At 52.0% G+C, this 22,606-nt stretch carries 21 protein-coding genes; 11 read left to right on the forward strand and 10 right to left on the reverse strand.

The features are described from left to right. Positions 1-24 precede the first annotated feature (24 nt). A complete protein-coding gene (locus K7J14_RS14480) occupies positions 25-663 on the reverse strand; it encodes an SGNH/GDSL hydrolase family protein (RefSeq protein ID WP_230757956.1) in 639 nt (212 codons plus the stop codon). 117 nt (positions 664-780) lie between these two features. On the opposite strand from K7J14_RS14480, the gene K7J14_RS14485 reads away from it, so the two are divergent. The 7 genes from K7J14_RS14485 to hydE all read left to right on the forward strand — a co-directional run bounded on the left by K7J14_RS14485 (position 781) and on the right by hydE (position 9,099). Continuing rightward, complete coding sequence (locus tag K7J14_RS14485; RefSeq protein ID WP_230757957.1) at positions 781-2,706, forward strand: RecQ family ATP-dependent DNA helicase; 1,926 nt, start codon at positions 781-783, stop codon at positions 2,704-2,706. A gap of 24 nt (positions 2,707-2,730) precedes the next feature. Then, a complete protein-coding gene (yfcE, locus tag K7J14_RS14490; RefSeq protein WP_230757959.1) occupies positions 2,731-3,273 on the forward strand; it encodes a phosphodiesterase in 543 nt (180 codons plus the stop codon). A gap of 223 nt (positions 3,274-3,496) precedes the next feature. Further along, positions 3,497-3,748 carry a TM1266 family iron-only hydrogenase system putative regulator gene (locus tag K7J14_RS14495; RefSeq protein WP_230757966.1) on the forward strand — a complete coding sequence of 84 codons (252 nt, stop codon included), beginning with the start codon at positions 3,497-3,499 and terminating at the stop codon, positions 3,746-3,748. 44 nt (positions 3,749-3,792) lie between these two features. After that, the gene (hydG, locus tag K7J14_RS14500; RefSeq protein WP_230757969.1) at positions 3,793-5,319 is read left to right on the forward strand and encodes a [FeFe] hydrogenase H-cluster radical SAM maturase HydG; all 1,527 of its coding nucleotides are present in this window, start codon (positions 3,793-3,795) and stop codon (positions 5,317-5,319) included. A gap of 17 nt (positions 5,320-5,336) precedes the next feature. Next, positions 5,337-6,710: a lyase family protein gene (locus K7J14_RS14505; RefSeq protein ID WP_230757972.1), complete on the forward strand. Its 1,374-nt coding sequence runs from the start codon at positions 5,337-5,339 to the stop codon at positions 6,708-6,710. Beyond that, positions 6,707-7,999 carry a [FeFe] hydrogenase H-cluster maturation GTPase HydF gene (hydF, locus tag K7J14_RS14510; protein WP_230757981.1) on the forward strand — a complete coding sequence of 431 codons (1,293 nt, stop codon included), beginning with the start codon at positions 6,707-6,709 and terminating at the stop codon, positions 7,997-7,999. The genes K7J14_RS14505 and hydF overlap by 4 nt, the downstream gene beginning before the upstream one ends. Then, positions 7,996-9,099 carry a [FeFe] hydrogenase H-cluster radical SAM maturase HydE gene (gene hydE, locus K7J14_RS14515; RefSeq protein ID WP_230757984.1) on the forward strand — a complete coding sequence of 368 codons (1,104 nt, stop codon included), beginning with the start codon at positions 7,996-7,998 and terminating at the stop codon, positions 9,097-9,099. Before hydF ends, hydE begins: the two co-directional genes overlap by 4 nt. A gap of 12 nt (positions 9,100-9,111) precedes the next feature. Here hydE and K7J14_RS14520 read toward each other — a convergent pair whose 3' ends face one another. Continuing rightward, positions 9,112-9,834 (reverse strand): polysaccharide deacetylase family protein, encoded by a 723-nt coding sequence (locus tag K7J14_RS14520; RefSeq protein ID WP_230757995.1) that lies wholly within the window; start codon positions 9,832-9,834, stop codon positions 9,112-9,114. Between the two features lie 13 nt (positions 9,835-9,847). Continuing rightward, positions 9,848-10,471 (reverse strand): hypothetical protein, encoded by a 624-nt coding sequence (locus K7J14_RS14525; RefSeq protein WP_230757997.1) that lies wholly within the window; start codon positions 10,469-10,471, stop codon positions 9,848-9,850. Between the two features lie 110 nt (positions 10,472-10,581). On the opposite strand from K7J14_RS14525, the gene K7J14_RS14530 reads away from it, so the two are divergent. Next, positions 10,582-11,661, forward strand: a complete 1,080-nt coding sequence (locus K7J14_RS14530; protein WP_230758010.1) for a GntR family transcriptional regulator — start codon at positions 10,582-10,584, stop codon at positions 11,659-11,661. 90 nt (positions 11,662-11,751) lie between these two features. After that, a complete protein-coding gene (locus tag K7J14_RS14535; protein WP_230758013.1) occupies positions 11,752-12,813 on the forward strand; it encodes an endo-1,4-beta-xylanase in 1,062 nt (353 codons plus the stop codon). A 215-nt stretch (positions 12,814-13,028) separates the two neighbouring features. Here K7J14_RS14535 and K7J14_RS14540 read toward each other — a convergent pair whose 3' ends face one another. Beyond that, positions 13,029-13,418: a secondary thiamine-phosphate synthase enzyme YjbQ gene (locus K7J14_RS14540; protein ID WP_230758015.1), complete on the reverse strand. Its 390-nt coding sequence runs from the start codon at positions 13,416-13,418 to the stop codon at positions 13,029-13,031. 532 nt (positions 13,419-13,950) lie between these two features. Beyond that, positions 13,951-14,442 (reverse strand): pyridoxamine 5'-phosphate oxidase family protein, encoded by a 492-nt coding sequence (locus K7J14_RS14545; RefSeq protein ID WP_230758019.1) that lies wholly within the window; start codon positions 14,440-14,442, stop codon positions 13,951-13,953. 177 nt (positions 14,443-14,619) lie between these two features. Here K7J14_RS14545 and K7J14_RS14550 point away from each other — a divergent pair, with 177 nt between their 5' ends. Beyond that, positions 14,620-15,498, forward strand: coding sequence for a D-hexose-6-phosphate mutarotase (locus K7J14_RS14550; RefSeq protein WP_230758021.1), 879 nt, complete (start codon positions 14,620-14,622; stop codon positions 15,496-15,498). Positions 15,499-15,507: 9 nt separating this feature from the next. Here the strand turns inward: K7J14_RS14550 and K7J14_RS14555 are convergent, their stop codons facing one another. The 4 genes from K7J14_RS14555 to K7J14_RS14570 all read right to left on the reverse strand — a co-directional run bounded on the left by K7J14_RS14555 (position 15,508) and on the right by K7J14_RS14570 (position 19,644). After that, the gene (locus K7J14_RS14555; RefSeq protein ID WP_230758024.1) at positions 15,508-16,266 is read right to left on the reverse strand and encodes an NYN domain-containing protein; all 759 of its coding nucleotides are present in this window, start codon (positions 16,264-16,266) and stop codon (positions 15,508-15,510) included. Positions 16,267-16,526: 260 nt separating this feature from the next. Beyond that, positions 16,527-17,729: an IS256 family transposase gene (locus K7J14_RS14560; protein ID WP_230758026.1), complete on the reverse strand. Its 1,203-nt coding sequence runs from the start codon at positions 17,727-17,729 to the stop codon at positions 16,527-16,529. Positions 17,730-17,799: 70 nt separating this feature from the next. Then, positions 17,800-18,231, reverse strand: a complete 432-nt coding sequence (locus K7J14_RS14565) for a hypothetical protein (protein ID WP_230758031.1) — start codon at positions 18,229-18,231, stop codon at positions 17,800-17,802. A 324-nt stretch (positions 18,232-18,555) separates the two neighbouring features. Then, on the reverse strand, positions 18,556-19,644 hold the full coding sequence (locus tag K7J14_RS14570; RefSeq protein ID WP_230758032.1) for an IS91 family transposase: 1,089 nt from the start codon (positions 19,642-19,644) through the stop codon (positions 18,556-18,558). Between the two features lie 376 nt (positions 19,645-20,020). On the opposite strand from K7J14_RS14570, the gene K7J14_RS14575 reads away from it, so the two are divergent. Then, positions 20,021-21,223 carry an IS256 family transposase gene (locus K7J14_RS14575; protein WP_230752658.1) on the forward strand — a complete coding sequence of 401 codons (1,203 nt, stop codon included), beginning with the start codon at positions 20,021-20,023 and terminating at the stop codon, positions 21,221-21,223. Here the strand turns inward: K7J14_RS14575 and K7J14_RS14580 are convergent. Continuing rightward, positions 21,117-21,998 carry a hypothetical protein gene (locus K7J14_RS14580; protein WP_230758037.1) on the reverse strand — a complete coding sequence of 294 codons (882 nt, stop codon included), beginning with the start codon at positions 21,996-21,998 and terminating at the stop codon, positions 21,117-21,119. The genes K7J14_RS14575 and K7J14_RS14580 overlap by 107 nt on opposite strands. Between the last annotated feature and the right edge of the window lie 608 nt (positions 21,999-22,606).

The raw sequence follows: 22,606 nt of genomic DNA on the forward strand, positions 1-22,606 counted from the left end.
GCTTCGGCGGAAGGCTGACGGCGCTTAGAGCGTTCCAACGACGGTTTCGATCCAGCACTTCGCGAGGGCAGCGTGCCCCGCGGCGCTCGGGTGGCAGCCGTCTACCGTCCAGGCGATGTCCGGGCGCTTCTCAATGAGAGAGGCCTGCGTTTCCTGGAGCGGAACATACAGGGCGCGGTACTCGGCGGCGAGGGCTTTCACGATGTCCCGCCGTTCGGCGAGCAGTTCCGAGACTTCCCTGTTAGTTCCGTTATCAATCGTAGTCGGGCTGCACAGGATGAGCTGGCGCGTTCCCGCCTTGAGGGCGCGGTCAAGCAGGCGGCGGTAATTGTCGGCGTATTCTTCGACCGGCACGTAGTGCTGGCCGTTCCAGGAGCCCAGTATCCGCCATACGTCGTTCACGCCGATTTTAACGGAAAGAACCTGGGGACGAAGGTCTTCGCAGTCTTCCTTCCATCGTTCGAGAAGCTCGGTGGTCCGGTCTCCCCCAACTCCGCGATTGACGAAGCGGAAACCCATTTCCGGAAGAGAGGCCTGAATCCAGCCGGCCGCAATGCCCGCGTATCCTGAGCCCATGCCGGCGGGATCTTCCCTCCGCCCGGTATCCGTTATGCTGTCTCCCTGAAAAAGAATCGAATCGTTTTGCCGCAGATAATTCAACATTTGTACCTCTCCGTTTTGAAACATGATGGAATGAAAACAACCGGGATGGCAAGATGTTTACATGAGCGAAACGCGATTGCGCTGACAGAATCCGTTTTTTGGGTATACTATCCCTACATGGATCCGCGCACCCCTCACGAAGCTTTAAAATCAGTATTCGGCTACGACCAATTCCGGCCCCTCCAGGAAGACATTGTCCGATGCGTCCTGAATAAACAGGACACCCTCGCGGTCATGCCGACCGGCGGCGGAAAATCGCTGTGCTATCAAATACCGGCGCTTCTGTTTCCCGGACTCACCGTAGTCGTTTCCCCCCTCATCGCCCTCATGAAGGATCAGGTCGACCAGCTGACGAACGCGGGGGTCGAAGCGATAGTGCTCAACAGCTCCCTGGACAAGGAGGAATGGGTCGCGAACGTGCGAAAGCTCCGTTCAGGCTCCGTGAAGCTCCTCTATGTCGCCCCGGAAACCCTCGTTACGGACAGGACGCAGGAACTGCTCTCCGATATCCGGGTGGACTGCGTCACCGTCGACGAGGCGCATTGCATTTCCGACTGGGGGCACGATTTCAGGCCGGAATACCGCAAGATCGCCGGAATCCGGGAGCACTTTCCCGGCGCGGTTTGCCTGGCGCTCACCGCCACAGCGACATCCGGCGTCCGTAAGGATATCAGGAAGAACCTGAAGCTGCACAATCCCGCGGAGTTCACCGCGAGCTTTAACCGCTCGAACATCTATCTGGAAGTGGCGCCGAAAAGCAATCCAGTCGCGCAGGTGCTGGACTTCCTTTCTAAAAATCAGAACGCGTCCGGCATCATCTACTGCTTTTCCCGCAAGCAGGTCGAAAGCGTCGCGGACGAGCTCGTTTCCCGAGGCTACCCCGCCCTCGCTTATCACGCGGGGCTGAACGATGAAACGCGGGCGCGGAATCAACAGAAATTCGTGGCCGACGAAGCGCTCATCATGGTTGCGACGGTCGCCTTCGGCATGGGAATCAACAAACCGAACGTAGACTTCGTAATCCATTTCGATCTGCCGAAAAGCCTCGAGCAATATTATCAGGAAATCGGCCGGGCGGGGCGGGACGGAAGGCCGGCCCGGGCGCTGCTGCTCTACGGACGCGGAGACACGCGAAAAATCCGTTTCTTTATGGAAGAAAAAAGCGCGGCGGAAAACAGAAAAGCCGAAATCCTTCTAAAAGCAATGACGAACTACGCCGAAAGCCGCACCTGCCGAAGGGCGGCTTTGCTGTCCTGGTTCGGAGAAAACTTTGAAAATTCGACAGAAGAAGTCCGGGAACCCGGGTTGTTCGACGCCGGAACGACCGGCTCAAATACGGGAGTTCCGGCCCCGGCCGGCTCCGACGGTCGAAACGGACGGCTTCCCTGCTGCGACGTCTGCGACAAGGGCCCCGTTCCGGAAGTCGACATGACGATTCCCTCACAGAAGTTTCTTTCCTGCGTGGCAAGAACCGGAAACCGCTACGGGGCGGCCTATCTCATCGAGATCCTTCTCGGCTCCCGAGCAAAGCGGATCCTGGAAAACGGGCACAACAAGCTCAGCGTATGGGGGATCGGACGCGAGCTTGAAAAGGACGGCTGGTTCCAGCTTTCTAACCTCCTCCTCGAGGAGGGATATCTATCGAAGGACGACGAATACGGAGTCCTCTCGCTCACCTCGCTCGCGAAGGAAGCGCTCGCAGAACGCTTCGAAATCATGCTTCCGTTTTTCGCGACCGGCGAACCGGACAAGATTTCGCCGCTCAGGAAAAAGGGCGCACGGATGTCGCAGGCGGGATTGGAGAGCTCCGACAAGGCGGGGCAGACAATCCTCGCGCTCATGAAGGATCTCAGGCGCTCGCTCGCGGACGCGGCCTCGGTTCCGCCCTACGTCGTCTTTCCCGATCGTACACTGGAAGATATCGCTGTTAAAAAGCCGGTGGTGCGCTCGCAGCTCCAGGGAATCTACGGAATCGGAGAAGTGAAGGCTGAAAAATACGGAGACTTCATACTCCAGACGGTGAGAAAAAGTCTGGATAGATAGACACAATATTCAGTGAGGAAGATGATGAAATTCTGCATTATATCCGACATCCACGGTTCGGCCGCGGCGTTCAAAAAATGCGAAGAGGCCTTTCTCCGCGAGAAGGCCGACTATCTCGTGCTTTGCGGAGACTACCTCAACCACGGGCCCCGCAACCCCATACCCGTAGGATACGATCCCCAGGCGCTCGCGCCGATGATTAACGCGTGGAAGCTGAAAATCATGGGAGTTCGCGGAAACTGCGACAGCGAGGTCGACCAGATGCTCCTGGAATTCCCCTGCACCAGCGATTACCTTATTTTTTTCACCGGGAAGCGCCGCTGCTTCGTTACGCACGGACACCTGTATACCGAGGGAAACCGGCCGCCCCTCCAGAAGGGAGACCTCTTCATTTCCGGGCACACCCATGTTCCGGTCCTGAAAGAAGAAGACGGCCTCATCCACCTGAATCCGGGATCTCCTTCGCTCCCGAAGGAAGGCAGCGAGCCCTCGTACGCGATGATTACGCCGGATGGCGTGTTTTTGAAGAAGCTCGACGGCACCCTCATCAGCTCGATGAAACTCTGATTTTTTTATTAACATAAAACGACAACTGCGTATTGATATTTTTTTCTCGATATCATACAGTTTCCGTATACCGAACCTGCGGTCAGGATAGTTCCTGTCTGAAGCCAAGGGTCAGGATACGCGCAACCCAAGACATCTCTCCCGTCGAACCCCCTTCAGACGGGACAGGCCTGTCCGGCCGCGCCCTGACCCGAGCTTTCCGCCGGTTCCCCAGGAGGAAGGCATGGAAAACAGGTCCGTCGGCGTAATCGCCATCATCATCAAAAACAGATCAGCCGCGGTTCATCAGGTGAACGACGTCCTTTCGGAATTCGGGGACATGGTCATCGGACGCATGGGCATCCCCTATCACGAGCGCTCGCTCAACATCATCACCCTCATCGTCGACGCATCGACCGACAGAATCGGCTCTCTCACGGGCAAGCTCGGCATGATAGCCGACGTCACCGTCAAATCGACTCTCGCGAAACTCTAAGCGTCTCGAACCGGACTCTCACCATAATTTTCAAGGAGATACCCATGGCCCGCACTGAAACAACAGCACAATGGCAGAAAAACCTGATCAAGCAGGATGAAATCGACCGATACCTCTCGAGCGGAAAGGATTTTATCGACGACGAAGCGATCGAGAACGAAATCAAGGCGAACAGTTCGGCCTCCCCGGAACGCATCCGGGAGATCGTTAAAAAGGCCTTCGACATCAAATTGATGGACTCCGCGGACGTCGCAGCCCTCCTTTCCGTGACGGACCCGGCCCTCAAGGAAGAAATTTTCGCGGCTGCCCGCGAAATCAAGATGAAGGTATACGACAAGCGCGTCGTCACCTTCGCTCCCCTCTACTGCAGCAGCAAATGCGTGAACGCTTGCTCCTATTGCGGCTTCCGCTGCGGAAACGAAGCGATCGAACGCCGCGTCCTCAGCCTCGACGAAGTCGAAGCCGAAGCGCGGGTGCTCGCTTCCAAGATCGGGCACAAGCGGCTCGTCATGGTGTACGGCGAACACCCGGACACGGACGCCGACTACATCGCGGAAACCATGTGCCGGGTATATTCAATTAAAGATCCCGTGCGCGGAGGAGTCGGAGAAATTCGCCGGGTCAATATTAACGCCGCTCCTCTCCCGATTGAAGGCCTCGTTAAGTTGCGCGAGGCCGGCATCGGCACCTATCAGGTATTTCAGGAAACCTACCATCACGATACCTATCGAAAAGTGCATCCGGAAGGAACGCTGAAAGGAAACTATCCCTGGAGGCTCTACGCCCTCCACCGGGCCATGGACGCCGGAATCGACGACGTGGCGGTGGGAGCCCTTTTCGGCCTCTACGACTGGAAGTTCGAGGTGATGGGACTGGTCGCCCACGCGCGGGACCTGGAAAAACGGTTCGGACTGGGACCGCACACCGTTTCCGTCCCGCGCCTCGAACCCGCCGCTGACACCGATTTCTCCTGGGTGAAGCACTGGGTGAGCGACGAGGACTTCCGCTACCTGATCGCGGTGATCCGCCTCGCGATTCCCTATGCCGGGCTCATCGTCACCAACCGCGAAAAACCGGAAATGATTCGTTCGGTCATCAAGATGTGCACCCAGCGCGACGCCGACACCCGGGTGGGAATCGGCGCGTATTCTGACGCCTTCCCCGAAACAGAAGCCGGAGCGATCAACCATCAGCAGGAAGAAAAGCAGCAATTCATGCTCGGCGACACGCGCAGCCTCGACGCGATCATCCGCGAACTGGTGGACATGGGGCATATCGTTTCCTTCTGCACCGCCGGCTACCGCTGCGGCCGGACCGGAAAGAAAATCATGGACGCGCTTTCCTCCGGACAGGAAGGATGCTTCTGCAAACTGAACGCGGTTCTTACCTTCCAGGAATGGCTAGAGGACTTCGCTACCGGAGACACCAAGGAAAAAGGATCGAAGATCATCGACAAAGAGATGGAGGAAATCCGGGCGCGCGTTCCAGCCGACTTCAGCAAGGCTCAGCTCGAACATCTGGAAAAAGGACTCCTCCGCATCCGCGCCGGCGAGCGCGATCTGTATTTCTGACCGTAAAGGACTCGAGCATGACCGATACCGAACGAAATGCCGAACAACTCCGCGCGCAGCCGGGCGATCCGCGCGGAATTCAAACCATGCGCGCAATGGATAATTTTCGCATCGCCGGACGGCCGGTCAGAACAGAACTCGTTCGCGCGTACGCGCTTGTAAAAAAAGCCTGCGCCCGCGTGAACGGGGAACTCGGATTCCTGGGCGCGGACCGGGCCGCCGCCATAGAAGCAGTCTGCGACGAAATCGCCGAGGGAACGCACGATCGATGGTTTACGGTGGACGCTCTCCAGGGAGGGGCCGGCACGTCGACGAACATGAACGTCAACGAGGTCATAGCCCATCTTGCCTCCGCTCGCCTCGGACAAGCGGGAAGCGTCGAGCCCTTGCGCGACGTGAACCTTCATCAGTCGACGAACGACACCTACCCCACCGCGCTCAAGCTCTGCGCGGCCCTCCGCCTCGCTCAAGCCGCAAAGGCGGCGGAAGCCCTGCAGGGCGCCTACCAGAAAAAAGAAACAGAATTTGCTTCAATCGTTGCCGTCGGCCGGACGGAAATGCAAAGCGCCGTTCCCATGACGCTCGGCGCGATATTCTCAAGCTTCGCCGAAGCCGCCGGCCGCGACCGCTGGCGTATATTCAAATGCGAAGAGCGGATACGGACGGTGAATCTCGGCGGCACTGCCGTGGGGACCGGGCTCGCGGCGCCGCGAGACTACATTTTTCGCGCGACGGACGAGCTCCGCAGAATCTCGGGAGTGCGCCTCGCGCGCGGAGAAAACCTCGTAGACCAGACTGCAAACGCCGACGCCTTCGCGGAAGTCGCGGGAATCCTGTCCGCCTTCGCGGCGAACCTTGAAAAGCAGGCAAGCGACATCCGCTTTCTCTCCCATACCGGCGAAATCCGCCTTCCCGCCCTGCAGGCCGGCTCGTCGATAATGCCGGGCAAGATCAACCCCGTCGTTTGCGAAGCGGTCATCCAGGCCGGCATGAAGGCGAGGAGCCTCTGCGCCCTGGTTGCCGAGGCGGCGTCCCGGGGAACGCTCCAAATCAACGAGTTTCTCCCGCTCATCGCGGATTCGCTTCTGGAAGCGATCGATCTCGCCGAGCGGAGTGCGGAAGCGCTTGCGGCCCATGTTGCACTCATCGCCGCGAATCCTTCCGTTTGCGCGGAACTGGTTCGCCGGGACCGGATGATCGTCACCGCTTTTCTTCCGGACCTCGGATACGCGGCCGCGGAGAAGCTGCTCGCGGAATTCGACGCGGCTCGCGAAACGGACGGAGCTCTCGAAATAAGGTCATTTCTCGAATCGAGGCTCGGCGCCGAAGCCGTCAAGCAAAAGATTTCGCCTTCTTCGCTTTCGGAGCTGGGCTACAGGAGGAATCAATGAATCAGACGCCGCGCGGACTTCGCGTCCACATCGGAATATTCGGCCGGACGAACACCGGTAAATCGAGCTTCCTCAACCTCGTCACCGGACAATCGACGGCCATCGTCTCGCCGGTCGCAGGAACCACCACCGACGTCGTGGAAAAAAGCATGGAGCTGCTTCCGCTCGGCCCGGTGACCTTTCTGGACACCGCAGGCATCGACGATTCGTCGGAGATAGGAAGCCTGAGAATAGAAAAAACGAGCAAGGCTCTGGAGTCCTCGGATGTGTCAGTGCTCGTGGCGGAAGCCGGAGTCTGGACGGAATACGAAGAAACGCTCGCCGCCCGATGCGCAGAACAAAAAACGCCGCTGATCGTCGCAATCAACAAAACCGACGTCGCGGCGCCTTCGGAGCAATGGCTCGGCGAACTTTCCTCCCGGTTTCCGGGAGCGGGTTTTCTCGAGATCTCCTGCGTACAGGCAGCGCACAAGCCCGAGCTCCGCGAAAGGGCGATCTCGGCCTTCAAGGCTCTTCTCCTCGAACGGATTCCGGAAAGCGCCCTGGAACTCCCTGCGATTCTCGGCGATTTGCTTCCGTCCGGAAAAGGCCTTCCTCTCGTCGTACTCGTGGTCCCCATCGATCTTCAGGCCCCGAAAGGAAGACTGATTCTCCCGCAGGTCCAGGCCATCCGCGACGCCCTCGATTCGGACGCGGCGGTCGTAGTCGTAAAGGACCGGGAGTACCCCGCCCTCCTCGACAAACTGGGGGCGGAACCGGATCTCGTAGTGTGCGATTCGCAGGCGGTCCTGAAAACCGCGGCCGATACTCCAGATCGGATTCCGCTCACCACCTTCTCCATCCTTTTTTCCCGATTCAAGGGAGACATCGTCTCCATGGCCGCCGGAGCCGCCGCGATAGAAACGCTCAAAGCCGGAGACCGGGTGCTCATCGCCGAAGCCTGCACGCACCACTCGCTGGAAGACGACATCGGCAGGGTGAAAATCCCCCGCTGGCTCAGACAATATACCGGACTCGATCTCGCGATCGACCACTGCACCGGAAAAGACTATCCTGAAAATCTGGGAGAGTACCGCCTGATCATCCACTGCGGTTCCTGCACCCTCACCAGAAGGCAGATGCTTTCTCGCATCGAACGCGCGGGCCCGCGGGCGATTACGAATTACGGCATGGCGATTTCAGTTCTGCAGGGAGTTGCCGAACGAGCCCTCGAACCCTTCCCCCAGGCTCTGGACGCGTATCGGAAAGCCCGTAAAACCGTTTCCGCGCCGAAGGAGAGCTTCAGATGAGAACAGAATTTCTCGACCGTTTCAAACGCGTTTTCCCCGACCCCCGCTTCCCCGATCCGGTGCGGCCGGACATCGAAGATCTCGTCTTCTTTCTTGATTCGGAAGATCCCGGGGAAAACGCCTACCTCTTCGATAAAGCCGCAGAGGTAAGAGACATTCACTGCGGCAGACGAATGGTGGTGCGCGGGCTTTTAGAATTCTCGAGCCACTGTTCCAACACCTGCCTCTATTGCGGACTCAACCGGAACAATCTCCGCGCCCAGCGCTACCGGCTCTCCGCGGAGGAGATCAGCGAAGGAGCGGCCCTCGTCCATGCGGCGGGAATACGCACAATCGTCATGCAGTCGGGAGAAGACTCCTTTCCCGCCGACAGGCTCGCCGAAGCGATCAGGGAAATAAAAAAGCGCTTCGATCTCGCGATCACCCTCTCGGTCGGCGAACGAAGCCGCGCGGATTATGCGCTGTGGAAAGAAGCCGGAGCGGACCGCTACCTTCTGCGCATCGAAAGCACGGATGAAAAACTCTACCGTTCAATGCACATCGGACGCGAAGTTGCGACCCGGCTTGAATGCCTGGAAAATCTCCGCGGCCTCGGCTACCAGGTCGGAAGCGGCATCATGGTCGGTCCTCCCGGACAAACCGCCGAAATCCTCGCCCGCGACATCCTCTTCCTCGCCGAGCGCGAGTGCGACATGATCGGTATCGGACCGTTCATTCCGCATCCGGACACTCCCTTCGGAAGCGCCCGGGCGGGAGGCGTTCCGCTTACGCTGAGAACCCTCGCACTGCTGCGCCTCCTCACCCGGAACGCCTGGCTTCCGGCGACGACAGCCCTCGGAAGCATGGACCGTGATTACCGAACCGACGCTCTTAAAGCGGGGGCGAACGTGCTCATGCCGAACTTCTCCCCTCGAGAAGTGAAAACCAAATACGAAATATACCCGGGGAAACGGTGCGTTACGGAAGGAACCGGAGCCTGCGCAGGCTGCACCGAGCGGATTGCCCGCGAAGCCGGACTCGAACTCGACCTCTCTCGCGCCGACAGTTTGAAAATGAAAACGGCCCCGGATTACGCATCCAGGGCCGCTTCGGATCAATAAAAATTCTCCGCTTTATTCTACATAGGTCCACATGATTTCTTCGCGCGGATCAGGCGTTACGCCCTTTCGCGCGAAGAGCTCGCTCAGCGTGACCAACTCGTAACCCTGCGCGAGCAGCTCCGGAATCAGGATGTCCAGGGCCTCCGGCGTGGGATGCGGATACGGCTGCACGTCGTGAAGCAGAACGATCGCTCCGTCCCTCATGCCCTTGAGAACGTTCGCGGCGCGGTCCTCTGCCGAGGTTCCGCAGCCGGCCCAATCCATTCCGAGAACGCCGCCGGCGAACGGAAGTCCGGCCTCAGCGAAGAGAACCTCGCTGGTGGCGAGATTCGGCGGCCTGAAAAAGCGCGGAGTCTGTCCGGTATACCGCTGAATTGCAGCAGCGGTTTTATCGAGAGACGCTCGAATATCAGCAGGCGACTTTTCGTTCAAACTCTCCCATCCCCAGGAATGGTTTCCGAACTCGTGTCCGGCTTCCGCCATGCGCTTCGCCAAATCCGCGGTATCCTCGCTCAACAGTTGTCCGACGACGAAAAACGTCGCCTTTACGCCGTAGGCGTCCAGCTTATCCAATACAAGCGCCGTCTTTTCGATATCGGGACCGTCGTCGAAAGTAAGGGCGCAGAGTTTTTTCGGTTCGGCCACCGCAGTCTCCTTCGCGGCAGGCTTCGAAGCGCAGGAGCTCAAAGCAACGAGCGCAGCCGCGGCCGCCATAATACCAATTTTCAATTTCATGTTCATCCTCTTTTTACTCGACAGAGATATAATAATCGTACGTAACCGTCCAATCCCCGCCGTTCAGGTCGTAGCCCGCCGCTCCGTCGGGAGCCGCGGGAAGAGTCCACTGGGCTTCGAGTCCGTTATAGCCGTACATATTCTCCGATTTCATATGAAGCATGAGGCCCTTCTTTCCGCCTACTTCGACTACAGTTCCGTTGTCTGCCGCGGGGCGGCCTTGAGTCTTCGAAACGTCGCCCGACTTCCCGTCTTCGAAATCGAGGAAATACACCGTCTTTCCTTTTCCGTCCACGATCTTCACATTATCGATCACCAGGACCACGTCCTTGGACGGCTTGTCGGTATTCGATTTGATGCGGAACACGTTCATGTTCGAAAAGTTTCCGTTCGTACCGTCGTAGGTCGTCGCGTCCTTGGTTACCTTTATGGAATAGGTATTCCATGCGTTGGGCTTGTATTTCAGCTTGAGCTCGTCGCTTCCCTTCAGATAGATGCAGGACCAGGACGGCGTATAGAACGCTCCCTGAACCATCAGCGGCTGGACTCCCTTCGGAATTGCCGTATCCGCGCCGTACAGCGCGGCGCCCGCGACTACCAAAACCGCTATCAAACCGATAATCTTTCCTTTGTTCATGTCTCTCTCCTTATATCAGGCGGTCGCCTGATTAAGGCCATTCTATTCCATTCTGTTCCATTCTGCAACAAAAAAAATATTGATGTTTACTGTTTAAACTGGTATAAGTGATGAATCGCTACATTGGAGAAACCGTGAAACTGACGAGCGAAGAACTGGGATCCATAAACGAAGCCTCGAATCAACCGAAATTTCTTCAAATCGCGGATCGCCTCCGCGAGCTTATCGACTGCGGCCGACTCTCCCTCGGCGACCGGCTTCCCTCCGTCAACGAGATCATCGCCCACTTCTCCGTATCCCGCGACACGGCCGTCAAAGCCTACCAGGAACTCAAAGACCGCGGACTTATCGAAGCGACTCCCAATAAAGCCTGCTTCGTCAGCAACACCCTCCTCACCGACGACCCGCCGCGCATCCTCTTTCTCGCTGATTCCATGTCTCCCTTCAAGGAACGCCTCTACTTCGGCCTGATCGACTCCCTCCCGAGCGGCTACTACGTCGACATTTACACCCACGGCGACGACTTCGACACCCTCCGCACGATTTACGAAAAGTACCGGGCTATGCGCAACTGCGCCGCCATGATGATCATACCGACCTCGGCCCAGAACCGCGAATACGAGTATTTCCGATACGTAAATCCGGGAAATCTCCTGTTTCTGGACCGCAGGGTTTCAGGACTCCGCCATCCGGCAGTGTGGCAAGACTTCCGCCACGGTTTTCACTCGGCACTGGTCGCGCAAACCGCAATTTTAAGCCGCTATACGCGCCTCGTATTTCTTACCAAATTCTATACCAATCCCATAATAGAAGAAATGAAGGAAGGACTGTCCCGCTTCGCCGCAGGAGCCCGCATCCCCTTTCATCAGCTTCGCGCGCCCTTCACCGACCGGGACGCAGCAGCCGTTATCCAGCCGGAGGCAGGCGACGTCTACTTCATCCTCGACGACCATCTGCTCTCCCAGCTTCTCCAGGCCTGCGAAGCCCGGAACCTGCGGGTCGGCCCGGACGTCGGAGCAGTCGCGATCAACGAGGGTCCGCTGTACCCCGCCCTCAAGGTTCCAGTAAGCGTTCTCTCCGCCGATTTCTACGCCCTCGGAGCAGAGGCCGCCGGCTTCATCGCAAACGGATCCGTCCCCGCGGCCCCGGTGGAAACCCGCCTTACCGTCCGGGCCTCTCTTCTCCCGTAAAAAAAACTCTTTTTTTACAAGCAGAACAGTGCAGAACGGATAAACCATGATATACTCGACCTCAGGATTACAATCACCGGAGGAATATCCATGCTCAAAGAGCGACCAACCAAAACCGCCACTGTTTCCGCCGTCTGCATCGCCGTCGGGCTCCTCGGCCTGATAAGCGGCTGCGCCTCGCCCAAAAACCTTCATGAACTCGCATCGAAGAAAAATCTCAACTTCGGAGTCGCCATCCAGGCAGGAGACGTTCTCAGCCTTGAAACCAGCGCCCTCCTGAAAGAACACTTCAACCTCATCGTCCCTGAAAACACCATGAAATGGAAAAACATCAGGCCGACGAAAACCTTCTGGAACTGGTCCGACATGGACAACATGGTGGACTTCGCCGAAAAAAACGGAATGGTGATCCGCGGACACACCTTCGTTTGGCACCAGCAGAACGCTCCCTACGTCGACAGCCTTAAAACAAAGGACGAAGCGGTCGCCATGCTCACCGAACAAATTACCATGGTGATGGAGCGCTATAAAGGAAGAGTCTTCGAGTACGACGTCGCGAACGAAGTCCTCAACGAGGACGGAACTCTGCGCGACACGGTCTGGCTCAGAACCATCGGCCCCGAATACATCGACATCGCGTTCAAAGCCGCCCGCGCGGCCGACCCCAAGGCCCGCCTCGTCCTCAACGACTACAGCAACGAATACGCCGGAACCGCGAAAGGCGACGCCTTCTACGAACTGTGCAAGGACATGAAAAACCGCGGAATCCCGATAGACGGCGCCGGCCTTCAGCTCCACCTCGTCGCGGAACACACGTTCAACCGCGAAGGCCTGCTCGCGCAAATCCGCCGCTTCGCCGAACTCGGAATGTTCGTCACCTTCACCGAAATAGACGTCCGCATCGCAATGCCCTCAAGCCCGGAAAAGGAAGCTCAGCAAACCGAGATATTCAAAGGCCTCATGGAAATCGCGGCGACAGAGCCGAACACCGGACACTTCGTCGTATGGGGCTACACCGACGCGAAAAGCTGGATCCCCGGCACCTTCCCCGGCTACGGCTCGGCCCACCTCTTCGACAAGGCATCCCAGCCCAAGCCCGTCTTCGAGGACCTCAAAAAAATCCTCGCAGACTCTCCCAAGCGTAAAAAATAACCTTCCCGCCAGGCGCAATACGCAGCCTTCCCTCCCTGAGCGAAACATCCCGCTTGGGGCGGAGGACAAAAAAAAGCCGGCCCCGAAACGCCGGGACCGGCTCGCCTTTCAAACACCTTTTATTATCTGCATGCGGATGTACGCGGCTGATCCCGGATGTACGCGGCTGCACCCGGCTGCCGCGGAAAGCCGCCTCACGCCGCCCGGCCAATGCCTCAATGCACCTTCACGAAAAAAGTCCGCTTCCGCGGTCCGTCGAACTCGCAAAAATACACGCCCTGCCACCGTCCCATCAACAGCTCGCCGTTCTGCACCAAAAGGGTGACGCTCGAGCCGATGCAGCTCGACTTTAAATGGGCCGCGGAGTTCCCTTCGGCATGTAGAAAATCGCCCGTATCGGGAAAGGCCCTGCTGAGGCCCAACAGCACATCGTGGACCACGTCCGGATCGGCGTTCTCGTTTATCGTGATTCCCGCGGTCGTATGGGGGCAGTATACGATGCAAAACCCGTCCTGGATCCCGCTTTCCCGAACCGCTTCGTACACTTGATTCGTCAGATTCGTCATGCCCTCGCGCTCGGTATTAATGGTAAACTCGTACAACATGGCAGCCTCCACTTCCGATTATCGATCATCGCGCTGAAATTAACAATCAAAGAGGCGGGGGAACAGCGTACCGCGAAAGCAAACTCCTGAGTTCAATTTCCGCCGCCTCCACCGCGCGGCTCCCCCTGGCTCCATAGCGGTTTTTTTTGTCTCCTCGGTTTTCCGTGTGTACACAGTACTTTCATGCCTGCACAGTACTTTCATGCCTGCACAGCACTTTCATGCCTGCACAGCACTTTCATGCCTGCACAGCACTTTCATGCCTGCACAGCACTTTCATGCCTGCACAGTACTTTCATGACTGCACAGTACTTTCATGACTGCACAGTACTTTCATGACTGCACAGTACTTTCATGACTGCACAGTACTTTCATGCCTGCACGGTACTTTCATGCCTGCACAGTACTTTCTTGTCTATACCTACCGTTCGGTATAGACAAGAAAAACCACTATTCCGCCACCCCTTCGTCCTTTTTCCCAACGACGCCTGCGGTTCCCCGACCCTATCAACAAGGCCGCAGAAAGATTGCTTTAGAAGACGCCCCCGTTTTCCATCGCGATTCTGCGTTCAAAATCCATATGAAAGAGCCTTTCCCAGTGATTGATGTTGAGCGTTCCCCGCTTCAAGCGAATAGCCAGAATACAGCAATCGGGATCTCCTTCCTTATTCGCGAGATCGTACCAGGCAGCGAACGCGGCGCGCAGCTTAAGACGCAAGTCCGCGTTCCTCGGATCCAACACCCAACCGATATTTTCGCCTACGCCGCTTGCGGTGAACATCTCGACGCACGAAGCCACCGACACTTCCGGATTCTTCGCTATCTGCTTCATCTTGTTCGATTTAGCGTTCGTCGTCACATAAAAAACGCCGGCCTCATAATACGCGTCCACGCCGCGGACAATCGGGCGGGGTGCGCCCGCTTCGTTTGCTTCTGCGGCTATGGTCGCAAGCGATACAATATTATCCCTGCCGTTGCCGAACTTCTCGTCAAGCAGCTTATACCCTTCCTCGAAATCATTCACTTTGCATGCCTCCGCCGGCAGTATTACTGATTTTATATTGCACTGCCGTATTTACCGCTCAGTATACCGCCGGTCCCGTTAGTTGTGCAGATTCTTTTTCATGAATATAATCAGGTTCTGTAACCTTTTTCGCCTGCAAATATCGATAACAGACTTAACAACGGAAAGGATCAGCGAATGATAACAATGAGTGAACGAAGCGCCGGAATAACCGTGGCGACAATACATAATAAATTCGCCTCGGCAGAAGTGTCTCTTTACGGAGGGCAGGTTCTATCGTTCAAGCCGGATGACCGGGACGACATTCTTTTCATGAGTTCGCCTTGCTCATTCAAACCAGGAAAGCCGATCAGAGGAGGCATCCCGATTTGCTTTCCGTGGTTCGGCCCCCGCACCGACGACCCAATGCTTCCTCAACACGGCTTCGCTCGCACATCGACCTGGAGTATAATCTCATTCGAAGACGAACCTGAAAACTCCACTCTGATTCTTGGATTGTCAGACACGGAAGACAGCCGCCGCATATGGCCGCACTCATTCGCCGCAGCGCTCGCCGTCACCGTATCAAAAAAGCTGTCACTCACTCTATCGGTTACGAATACAGGCGGGTCTCCGCTGTCCTTCACCGACGCGCTGCACGCCTATTTCAAGGTATCGCAGATTGAATCCGCGCGCTTGATCGGGCTGGAACAATCCGAATACCGAGACCTCGCCGCACTCCGCTCAGGCGCTGCTTCAGAAAAACCCGACACGCGAATAACGCAGAACGGAGAAATCGTCTTCACGGGGGAAATCGACAGGGTATATCTGACAGATTCAAACATAAGGATTATCGACAACATAAAACCCGGACAAATAATCATCCGAACCGAAGGCTTCCCGAACCGCATTATTTGGAACCCCGGTCAAGTTAAAGGCGAGGCGATAGCCGATCTCGGAAAAAAAGAATGGAACAGCTTCGTTTGCATGGAGGCTGGCGCCGTCGACCCCAACGAAATATCCGTCCCTCCGGGCGCGACAGTCTGCCAAACAATGATCATTGAACCCAAAAGGTGAAACGTTTTGTTATGCTATTATTCTGAACTGCTCGCTTTTCTCGTCTTTCCTGGTTTCCACATAATTAGCCTTCGTTAAGTGTGCTAGCAACTTAGTCTGGCTGTTGACCTTTTTACCCTTGTAAGAAAAATCCTTCATTATATTCTTGATCTTCTTTCCGAACAACGCTCCGTTGTACCACTTATCCTTTTCGAAGGACTCGATCACTTCCTTGATCTTATTACTCTCGTTCGCGTCGAAGCCCAGACTCATCAATTCTTTTTCCAACTTTACGATGCTTTTATTCGCCTGCTCTTCCTCGAGAAAATTATCTTCTATAACCAGGATCTCATCGGTGCTGCTTGTGAACAGCTTTTTATCCTTATCCGTCTTTCTTGTCACCAGCCAGACCTGCTTGCCGTACTTCCTCAATTTATCCATAATAACCGTGAAATCGGTATCCGAAGTGATAAACACATACAAATCGATCTCCGGCGATTTTTGATACAAACTTTCAAAAGCCTCTACCGACAAGATCAAATCGGCCCTGTTTTTCAGATTCTTTTGAGACACATGCGGCGCCTCGCGAATATTGAAATTCAAATCCTTCATCTGTTCGCGGAATTTCGCTATGCCGTTAGTATCCCCGCATGCCAATTTAATCGCGAAAATAGGAGACAAATCCTCTTCGATATTCAATGTAATTGATTCCAGCAATTTGCTCAGATTCAATTTCTCGTTTACATTTTCCAGATCAAAATACAATGCAATCGAAATCGTTCCTTTCATTTTACAATCCTTTTTCTCAAAGATGTGGTAGAAACAATATAAAGGCGTGATGATGCATCAATCAAATAATAGCAAAACATACACTGCTGTCCAAGATAAATAGAACTATTTTAAAAACCCGATTTCCGTGATACAGTTTTGTTACCACACAAACCTTTACCACAAAAGGAAATCGGGTATGAATAACTATAACACACTTTTTGGCCAGCTTCTATCACAAGTTAAGAGACCTGAATTTGATAAACTGTGCCACTGCTGGATTATGCAACCTTTTTTCTGTAAATTTCGTTCAAAGCAGGTCGATCGTTTGACTCCGGCAAGTACCGTTTATCATTCTGCCATTGGTCATTTTGCTCGATCAGCATGGCAGCCGCGAGACGAAGTAAACTGGCCGCATTCGGGAAAACGCCTACTACTTTCGTTCGCCTGTTGATCTCCTTCATCTGGCGCTCTGCCAGATTCGATGTTCGCATTTTCCTCCTGTGATTCTCCGGGATGTTGAATACACTCAATCCTTCCCGTATATTCTCATCGGCCCAAGCCGCTAAACGCGGATGGGTTTTTTGATATTTTTCAACGAGCTGTTGCAAATATCGTTCCGCGTTCTCGCGGTCAGGTGCATTGAACACCTTCCGAATATCAGCGGCTATCAGCGGGATGTCATCTTTTTTCGTGACGTAGGAGTGGGCATTCTGCTGCAGATGAAACTGGCAGCGTTGCCACAGAATTCCAGGGAAGACAGCATCGATTGCAGCGCGCAGTCCTGAGTGGTCATCACTGGTGATCATTCGCAGGCCGTGCATCCCTCGTCGTACGAGACCCTCGAGAAAGGAACGCCAGTTTACCTCTGCCTCACTGTTCGCGACTTCGGCGTCAAGAATATGCCGATTCCCGCTGTAATCAACGCCAATAGCCACTAGAAGCGCCTGCTTGACCACCCGGGAACCGACGCGAACCGATTCATAGGTCGCATCAAGTACCAAGTATTGAATCTGTCCGACAGGCTGCGCCTTCCAAGACGTAATCTCTTCATCGAGCTCCTTTGCCAGCCTGCTGACCTGGGACGAGCTGACTTCGGTGCCACAAAGAATTTCGACGATATCCGAGACCCTGCGGGTACTTACTCCTTTGACATACATTTCGGCGATGGCGAGCTTGAGAGCACGCTCACTGCGCATGCCTTTCTCGATGCAGCTGGGATAAAACTCCATCCCGCGAACTTGTGGTACTTTCAAGAGGACTTTCCCGGTCGCAAGATTGAGCGTCTTGTCTTTAAATCCATTGGCATGCCCAGTACGCTCTTCCGTGCGTTCATATGGTTCGGCGTTGAGAGCCTTTGCTCGCTCGATCTTCATGGCCTCATTGACGACCACTTCGATAACACGAGAAAATTTATTGTCCCCATTCGCTGCCAGCATCTGGATCACTTGCTCCAAAAGTGTATATTCTGATTCGTAGGCCATCGGGTTCTCCTTATGGTTGGTTTGGTCACTTACCATTTGAGCCCGATCGGCCTGCTTTTTTCAACCCAATTTACAGAAAGAATTGTACACTAACTAATAAAGTATATTGAAAAGAACCGGAATATTCGGAACAAGGAATATACAGTTGGTTATCGCATTTGTGATACTCATTTTCAGATAATGCATTTAATAACTGTTCTCTATGTTTAATCACTATTGATTCAATTAATTCATTATCGTAGTTGTCTGTACTTATTTGTTTTAACTTTTTAACAAGGTTTATATAAATATCATTAATTCGGTTTATTGTTTCATTTGAGAGAGATATGTATTGATTGTTTTGAATACACTCAGAAACAAAATAATTATATATTGAACCAGAAAAACTTTGTATTTTCTCATTTGTATTAATCTGCTGATATAAATATAAATTATTTTTAATCAGTTTAATAATATTAAGCTTTGTATGTTCGTCTTGTAAATACTCAATAACGCCGTTCAAATTTACTCCTTTTCCTCGCCGCGCCGAAGGCGTCGCTCTAACATTTGCTTAACCTGCGTTTTGCTTGGCGCGGTTTTTGCCGAGCGCAGCGAAGTGCAAAAATCCGTGACAAGCAAATAAGTCAGGTTGAAGCAGTTGTTGGGCAAATCCTAAGATAATTTCATTAAGTTTTTTATCAGCTAATAATGTAAAGAACTAAACAATTTTCTAGAGTGCTCTTTACTTATTTTATGCATTTCATATTTTACGAACATTATTATAGCTTTTTTATACTGATTATTGAACTTTGAATATAGCTTCGCAACCCATATCCTACTTGAGAAATCAATTGTACGCATGTGAACCAAGTAATCTTGGCGGTCCATGGCTGCATAATTGTTCTATGTCTTCAGGATCAGTATTTGCAGGAAACAGTACAACTGTATACATTCTATTTTGACAATTCAGACACAGATCTATTACCGATTCTTCTTCTGTTTCTAAAACAGTTTCAAATTCTTTTCTTATTGCTTTTAACTCATCCGTATGTTGATTCGAGTATAATCCATAGTATCGAATTGTAACCAATCCCGCCGGCGGTATATGATTTAGATATCGTTCAACAAATACCTTTTTCCCTAATACTGTTTCTATTTGTTTTCCATTATGTGTTTCGCTAAAACCTATAGTGTTTTCATTTATATCAAAGGTCTGTTTTAAGTTTATAACTGCACCACACGAAGTGTGACCTAGATAACCAGCTATGCTTTTTCCTGTATCTCGATGATACTCCGGATATATACGCCACTCGTTGTCTTTAATATCTTTTGTGTTGGGTAAACTTTCTATATGAATCTGTTTTAGCAATTCTTGATAAGCAATCTCATGAAATCTATTTGCCATTTCAGTGTAGCGGAGTGTCCTGAGCCTTTCCCATTTTCCGTTCTGATTTATCCCACCATCACTGAGAATGCAGTGTATGTGAGGTTTATAACTCATTCCTCTTCCGTGCGACTGAAAATCTAAAGCACTTCCGCATAATAAACCTGTTGTTGCTCGTAATTCCGCAATAACTTTGCTAGCGCTCTTAAATAATATTTCTGCTACTTTTTTCTTGTTCCTTAGCCAGGTTGTTGTAAATGCTGCCGGCATAGAAAAAACTAAATGATAGTGGCTTACAGGCAAGAGCTTTTTACTAACCTTCTTTTGCCACAACACTTTATTTCTATTTGAACAGGTTGGACATTCACGCGTATTGCATGGATTATACACTACTGTTCTGGTATAGCAGTTAGGGCATTGGACGATGCGTCCTCCTCGTGCAGCAGTTCGACACGTATGCATGTTTTCTACCGCTTTTCTTTGTTCTGTGCTTGCAAAGAAAAGCGGGCTATTCATAACCTGTGTGATCTCAGCGAGAATGGACTTGTTCACGTGAACTAAGTAATCAAAAATGTACGTTTCTGCCCATGTTTTCGGGTATCTTCTCTTCTCTTCCCGCACCGCGCAAGCGGTGTCGGCCCAACATTTGCTTAACCTGCAATTCCGGCCCGAAGGGATTGGCGTGGTTTGTGCCGAGCGAAGCGACTAGCACAAACCATGACAAAAGGAATTGACAGGTTGAAGCAGTTGTTAGAGATTTTTTTTTATAACAACAGTATCTAGATTTCTATCGTTCATATTCTCATAATATGTTACTGAATAGTAGCTTTTATTGTTAGTGTACAATTCTTTCTGTAAATTGGGTTGAAAAAAGCAGGCCGATCGGGCTCAAATGGTAAGTGACCAAACCAACCATAAGGAGAACCCGATGGCCTACGAATCAGAATATACACTTTTGGAGCAAGTGATCCAGATGCTGGCAGCGAATGGGGACAATAAATTTTCTCGTGTTATCGAAGTGGTCGTCAATGAGGCCATGAAGATCGAGCGAGCAAAGGCTCTCAACGCCGAACCATATGAACGCACGGAAGAGCGTACTGGGCATGCCAATGGATTTAAAGACAAGACGCTCAATCTTGCGACCGGGAAAGTCCTCTTGAAAGTACCACAAGTTCGCGGGATGGAGTTTTACCCCAGCTGCATCGAGAAAGGCATGCGCAGTGAGCGTGCTCTCAAGCTCGCCATCGCCGAAATGTATGTCAAAGGAGTAAGTACCCGCAGGGTCTCGGATATCGTCGAAATTCTTTGTGGCACCGAAGTCAGCTCGTCCCAGGTCAGCAGGCTGGCAAAGGAGCTCGATGAAGAGATTACGTCTTGGAAGGCGCAGCCTGTCGGACAGATTCAATACTTGGTACTTGATGCGACCTATGAATCGGTGCGCGTCGGTTCCCAGGTGGTCAAGCAGGCTCTTCTAGTGGCTATTGGCGTTGATTACAGCGGGAATCGGCATATTCTTGACGCCGAAGTCGCGAACAGTGAGGCAGAGGTAAACTGGCGTTCCTTTCTCGAGGATCTCGTACGACGAGGGATGCACGGCCTTCGAATGATCACCAGTGATGACCACTCAGGACTTCGCGCTGCAATCGATGCTGTCTTCCCTGGAATTCTGTGGCAACGCTGCCAGTTTCATCTGCAGCAGAATGCCCACTCCTACGTCACGAAAAAAGATGACATCCCGCTGGTAGCCGCCGATATTCGGAAGGTGTTCAATGCGCCTGACCGCGAGAATGCAGAACGATATTTGCAACAGCTCGTTGAAAAATATCAAAAAACCCATCCGCGTTTAGCGGCTTGGGCCGATGTAAATATACGGGAAGGATTGAGTGTATTCAACATCCCTGAAAATCACAGGAGGAAGATGCGAACATCGAATCTGGCAGAACGCCAGATGAAGGAGATTAACAGGCGAACGAAAGTAGTGGGTGTTTTCCCGAACGCCGAGAGTTTACTTCGCCTTGCGGCTTCTATGCTGATCGAACAAAACGACCAGTGGCAGAATGACAAACGGTACTTGCCTGAGTCAACCGACCGACCTGCTTTGAACGAAATTTACAGAAAAAAGGTTGCATAATCCTTTTATTAATACTATTTTCTATTTGTTTTATTGATGGGGTATATATAAATAATCCATTTATTTGAAGTGATTTTAATATCTCTTCATATTTTTCTTTATATATTTCTAGATTTTGATCTTCATTTATTAAACTACGGCGAAAATGATTACAAAAAGACATGTGAGCTATAACTGTGCCCCATTTATTTGGTTCAAATTTGTAATCAAACCAATTGGTACATTCAATATAATTATTATTAGATATATACTGATCAATACCAAATATAGCTGTATAACCAGCATAGTCTAAATACTTTATTAATTCATAATCTTTACCACAACCAATATCTATTATTGGTTCCAGCAATCTGAATTGGTTGAGCCTTAATAAATTATATTGAAAAGAACCGGAATATTCTGAACAAGGAATATATAGCTGGTTATCGCATTTGTGATACTCATTTTCAAATAATGCTTTTAATAACTGTTCTCTATGATTACTTACTATTGAATCAATTAATTCGTCATTGTAGTTATCTGTACTTATTTGTTTTAACTTTTTTACCAGATTTAAATAAATATCATTGATTCTGTTTATTGTTTCATTTGAGAGAGATATATATTGATTGTTTTGAACGCATTCTGAAACAAAGTGGTTGTATATTGAACCAGAATAACTTTGTATTTTTTCATCTGTGTTAATTTGTTTATACAAATTCAAATTATCCTTAATCAGTTTAATAATATTTGATTTTGTTTGTTCGTTCTGTAAATATTCAATAACGCCGTTCAAGATTATTCCTTTTCTTCGCCGCGCCGAAGGCGTCGCTCTAACATTTGCTTAACCTGCGTTTTGTTTGGCGCGGTTTTTGCCGAGCGTAGCGAAGTGCAAAAATCCGTGACAAGCAAATAAGTCAGGTTGAAGCAGTTGTTAGATCGCCAACTGTTAAACAATTCAGTTTATAACCAACTACATCAATGTTAGAAAACGATTTGCAGTACCATTAAAAACCCGAAGGCTGAATCCTTATGACTTGTTATAATGTGAAGACTGAGGCAACTCTTCTGCATATCGTTTTCTAACATCTGATTCTGGAAGTTTTTTACATAAGTGGTATGAAGTCAACTTCATCAACGAAAGAAAAAGTTTTAATCACGATAACACTTTAAGTAATAAACTAGGTGCAAACTGTATAACCGTTTTTCAGAGTGTTATCATCTGTTGTACTTTTTCTTAAGTCTATTTTCAGTGACAGTTTACTTCAGTTATACACAATCTTCTTCCAAATCTATTCTTTTATCTTCTATTAATAAGTGTAGATTGGTCGAACTAACATTGGTTTAACCCGCAACGCGTTCATGGCGCACTTTTTGCCGCGCCTTAAGCGCGAAGTTGCAAAA

The organism is Teretinema zuelzerae, from assembly GCF_021021555.1.
Taxonomy (GTDB): domain Bacteria; phylum Spirochaetota; class Spirochaetia; order Treponematales; family Treponemataceae; genus Teretinema; species Teretinema zuelzerae.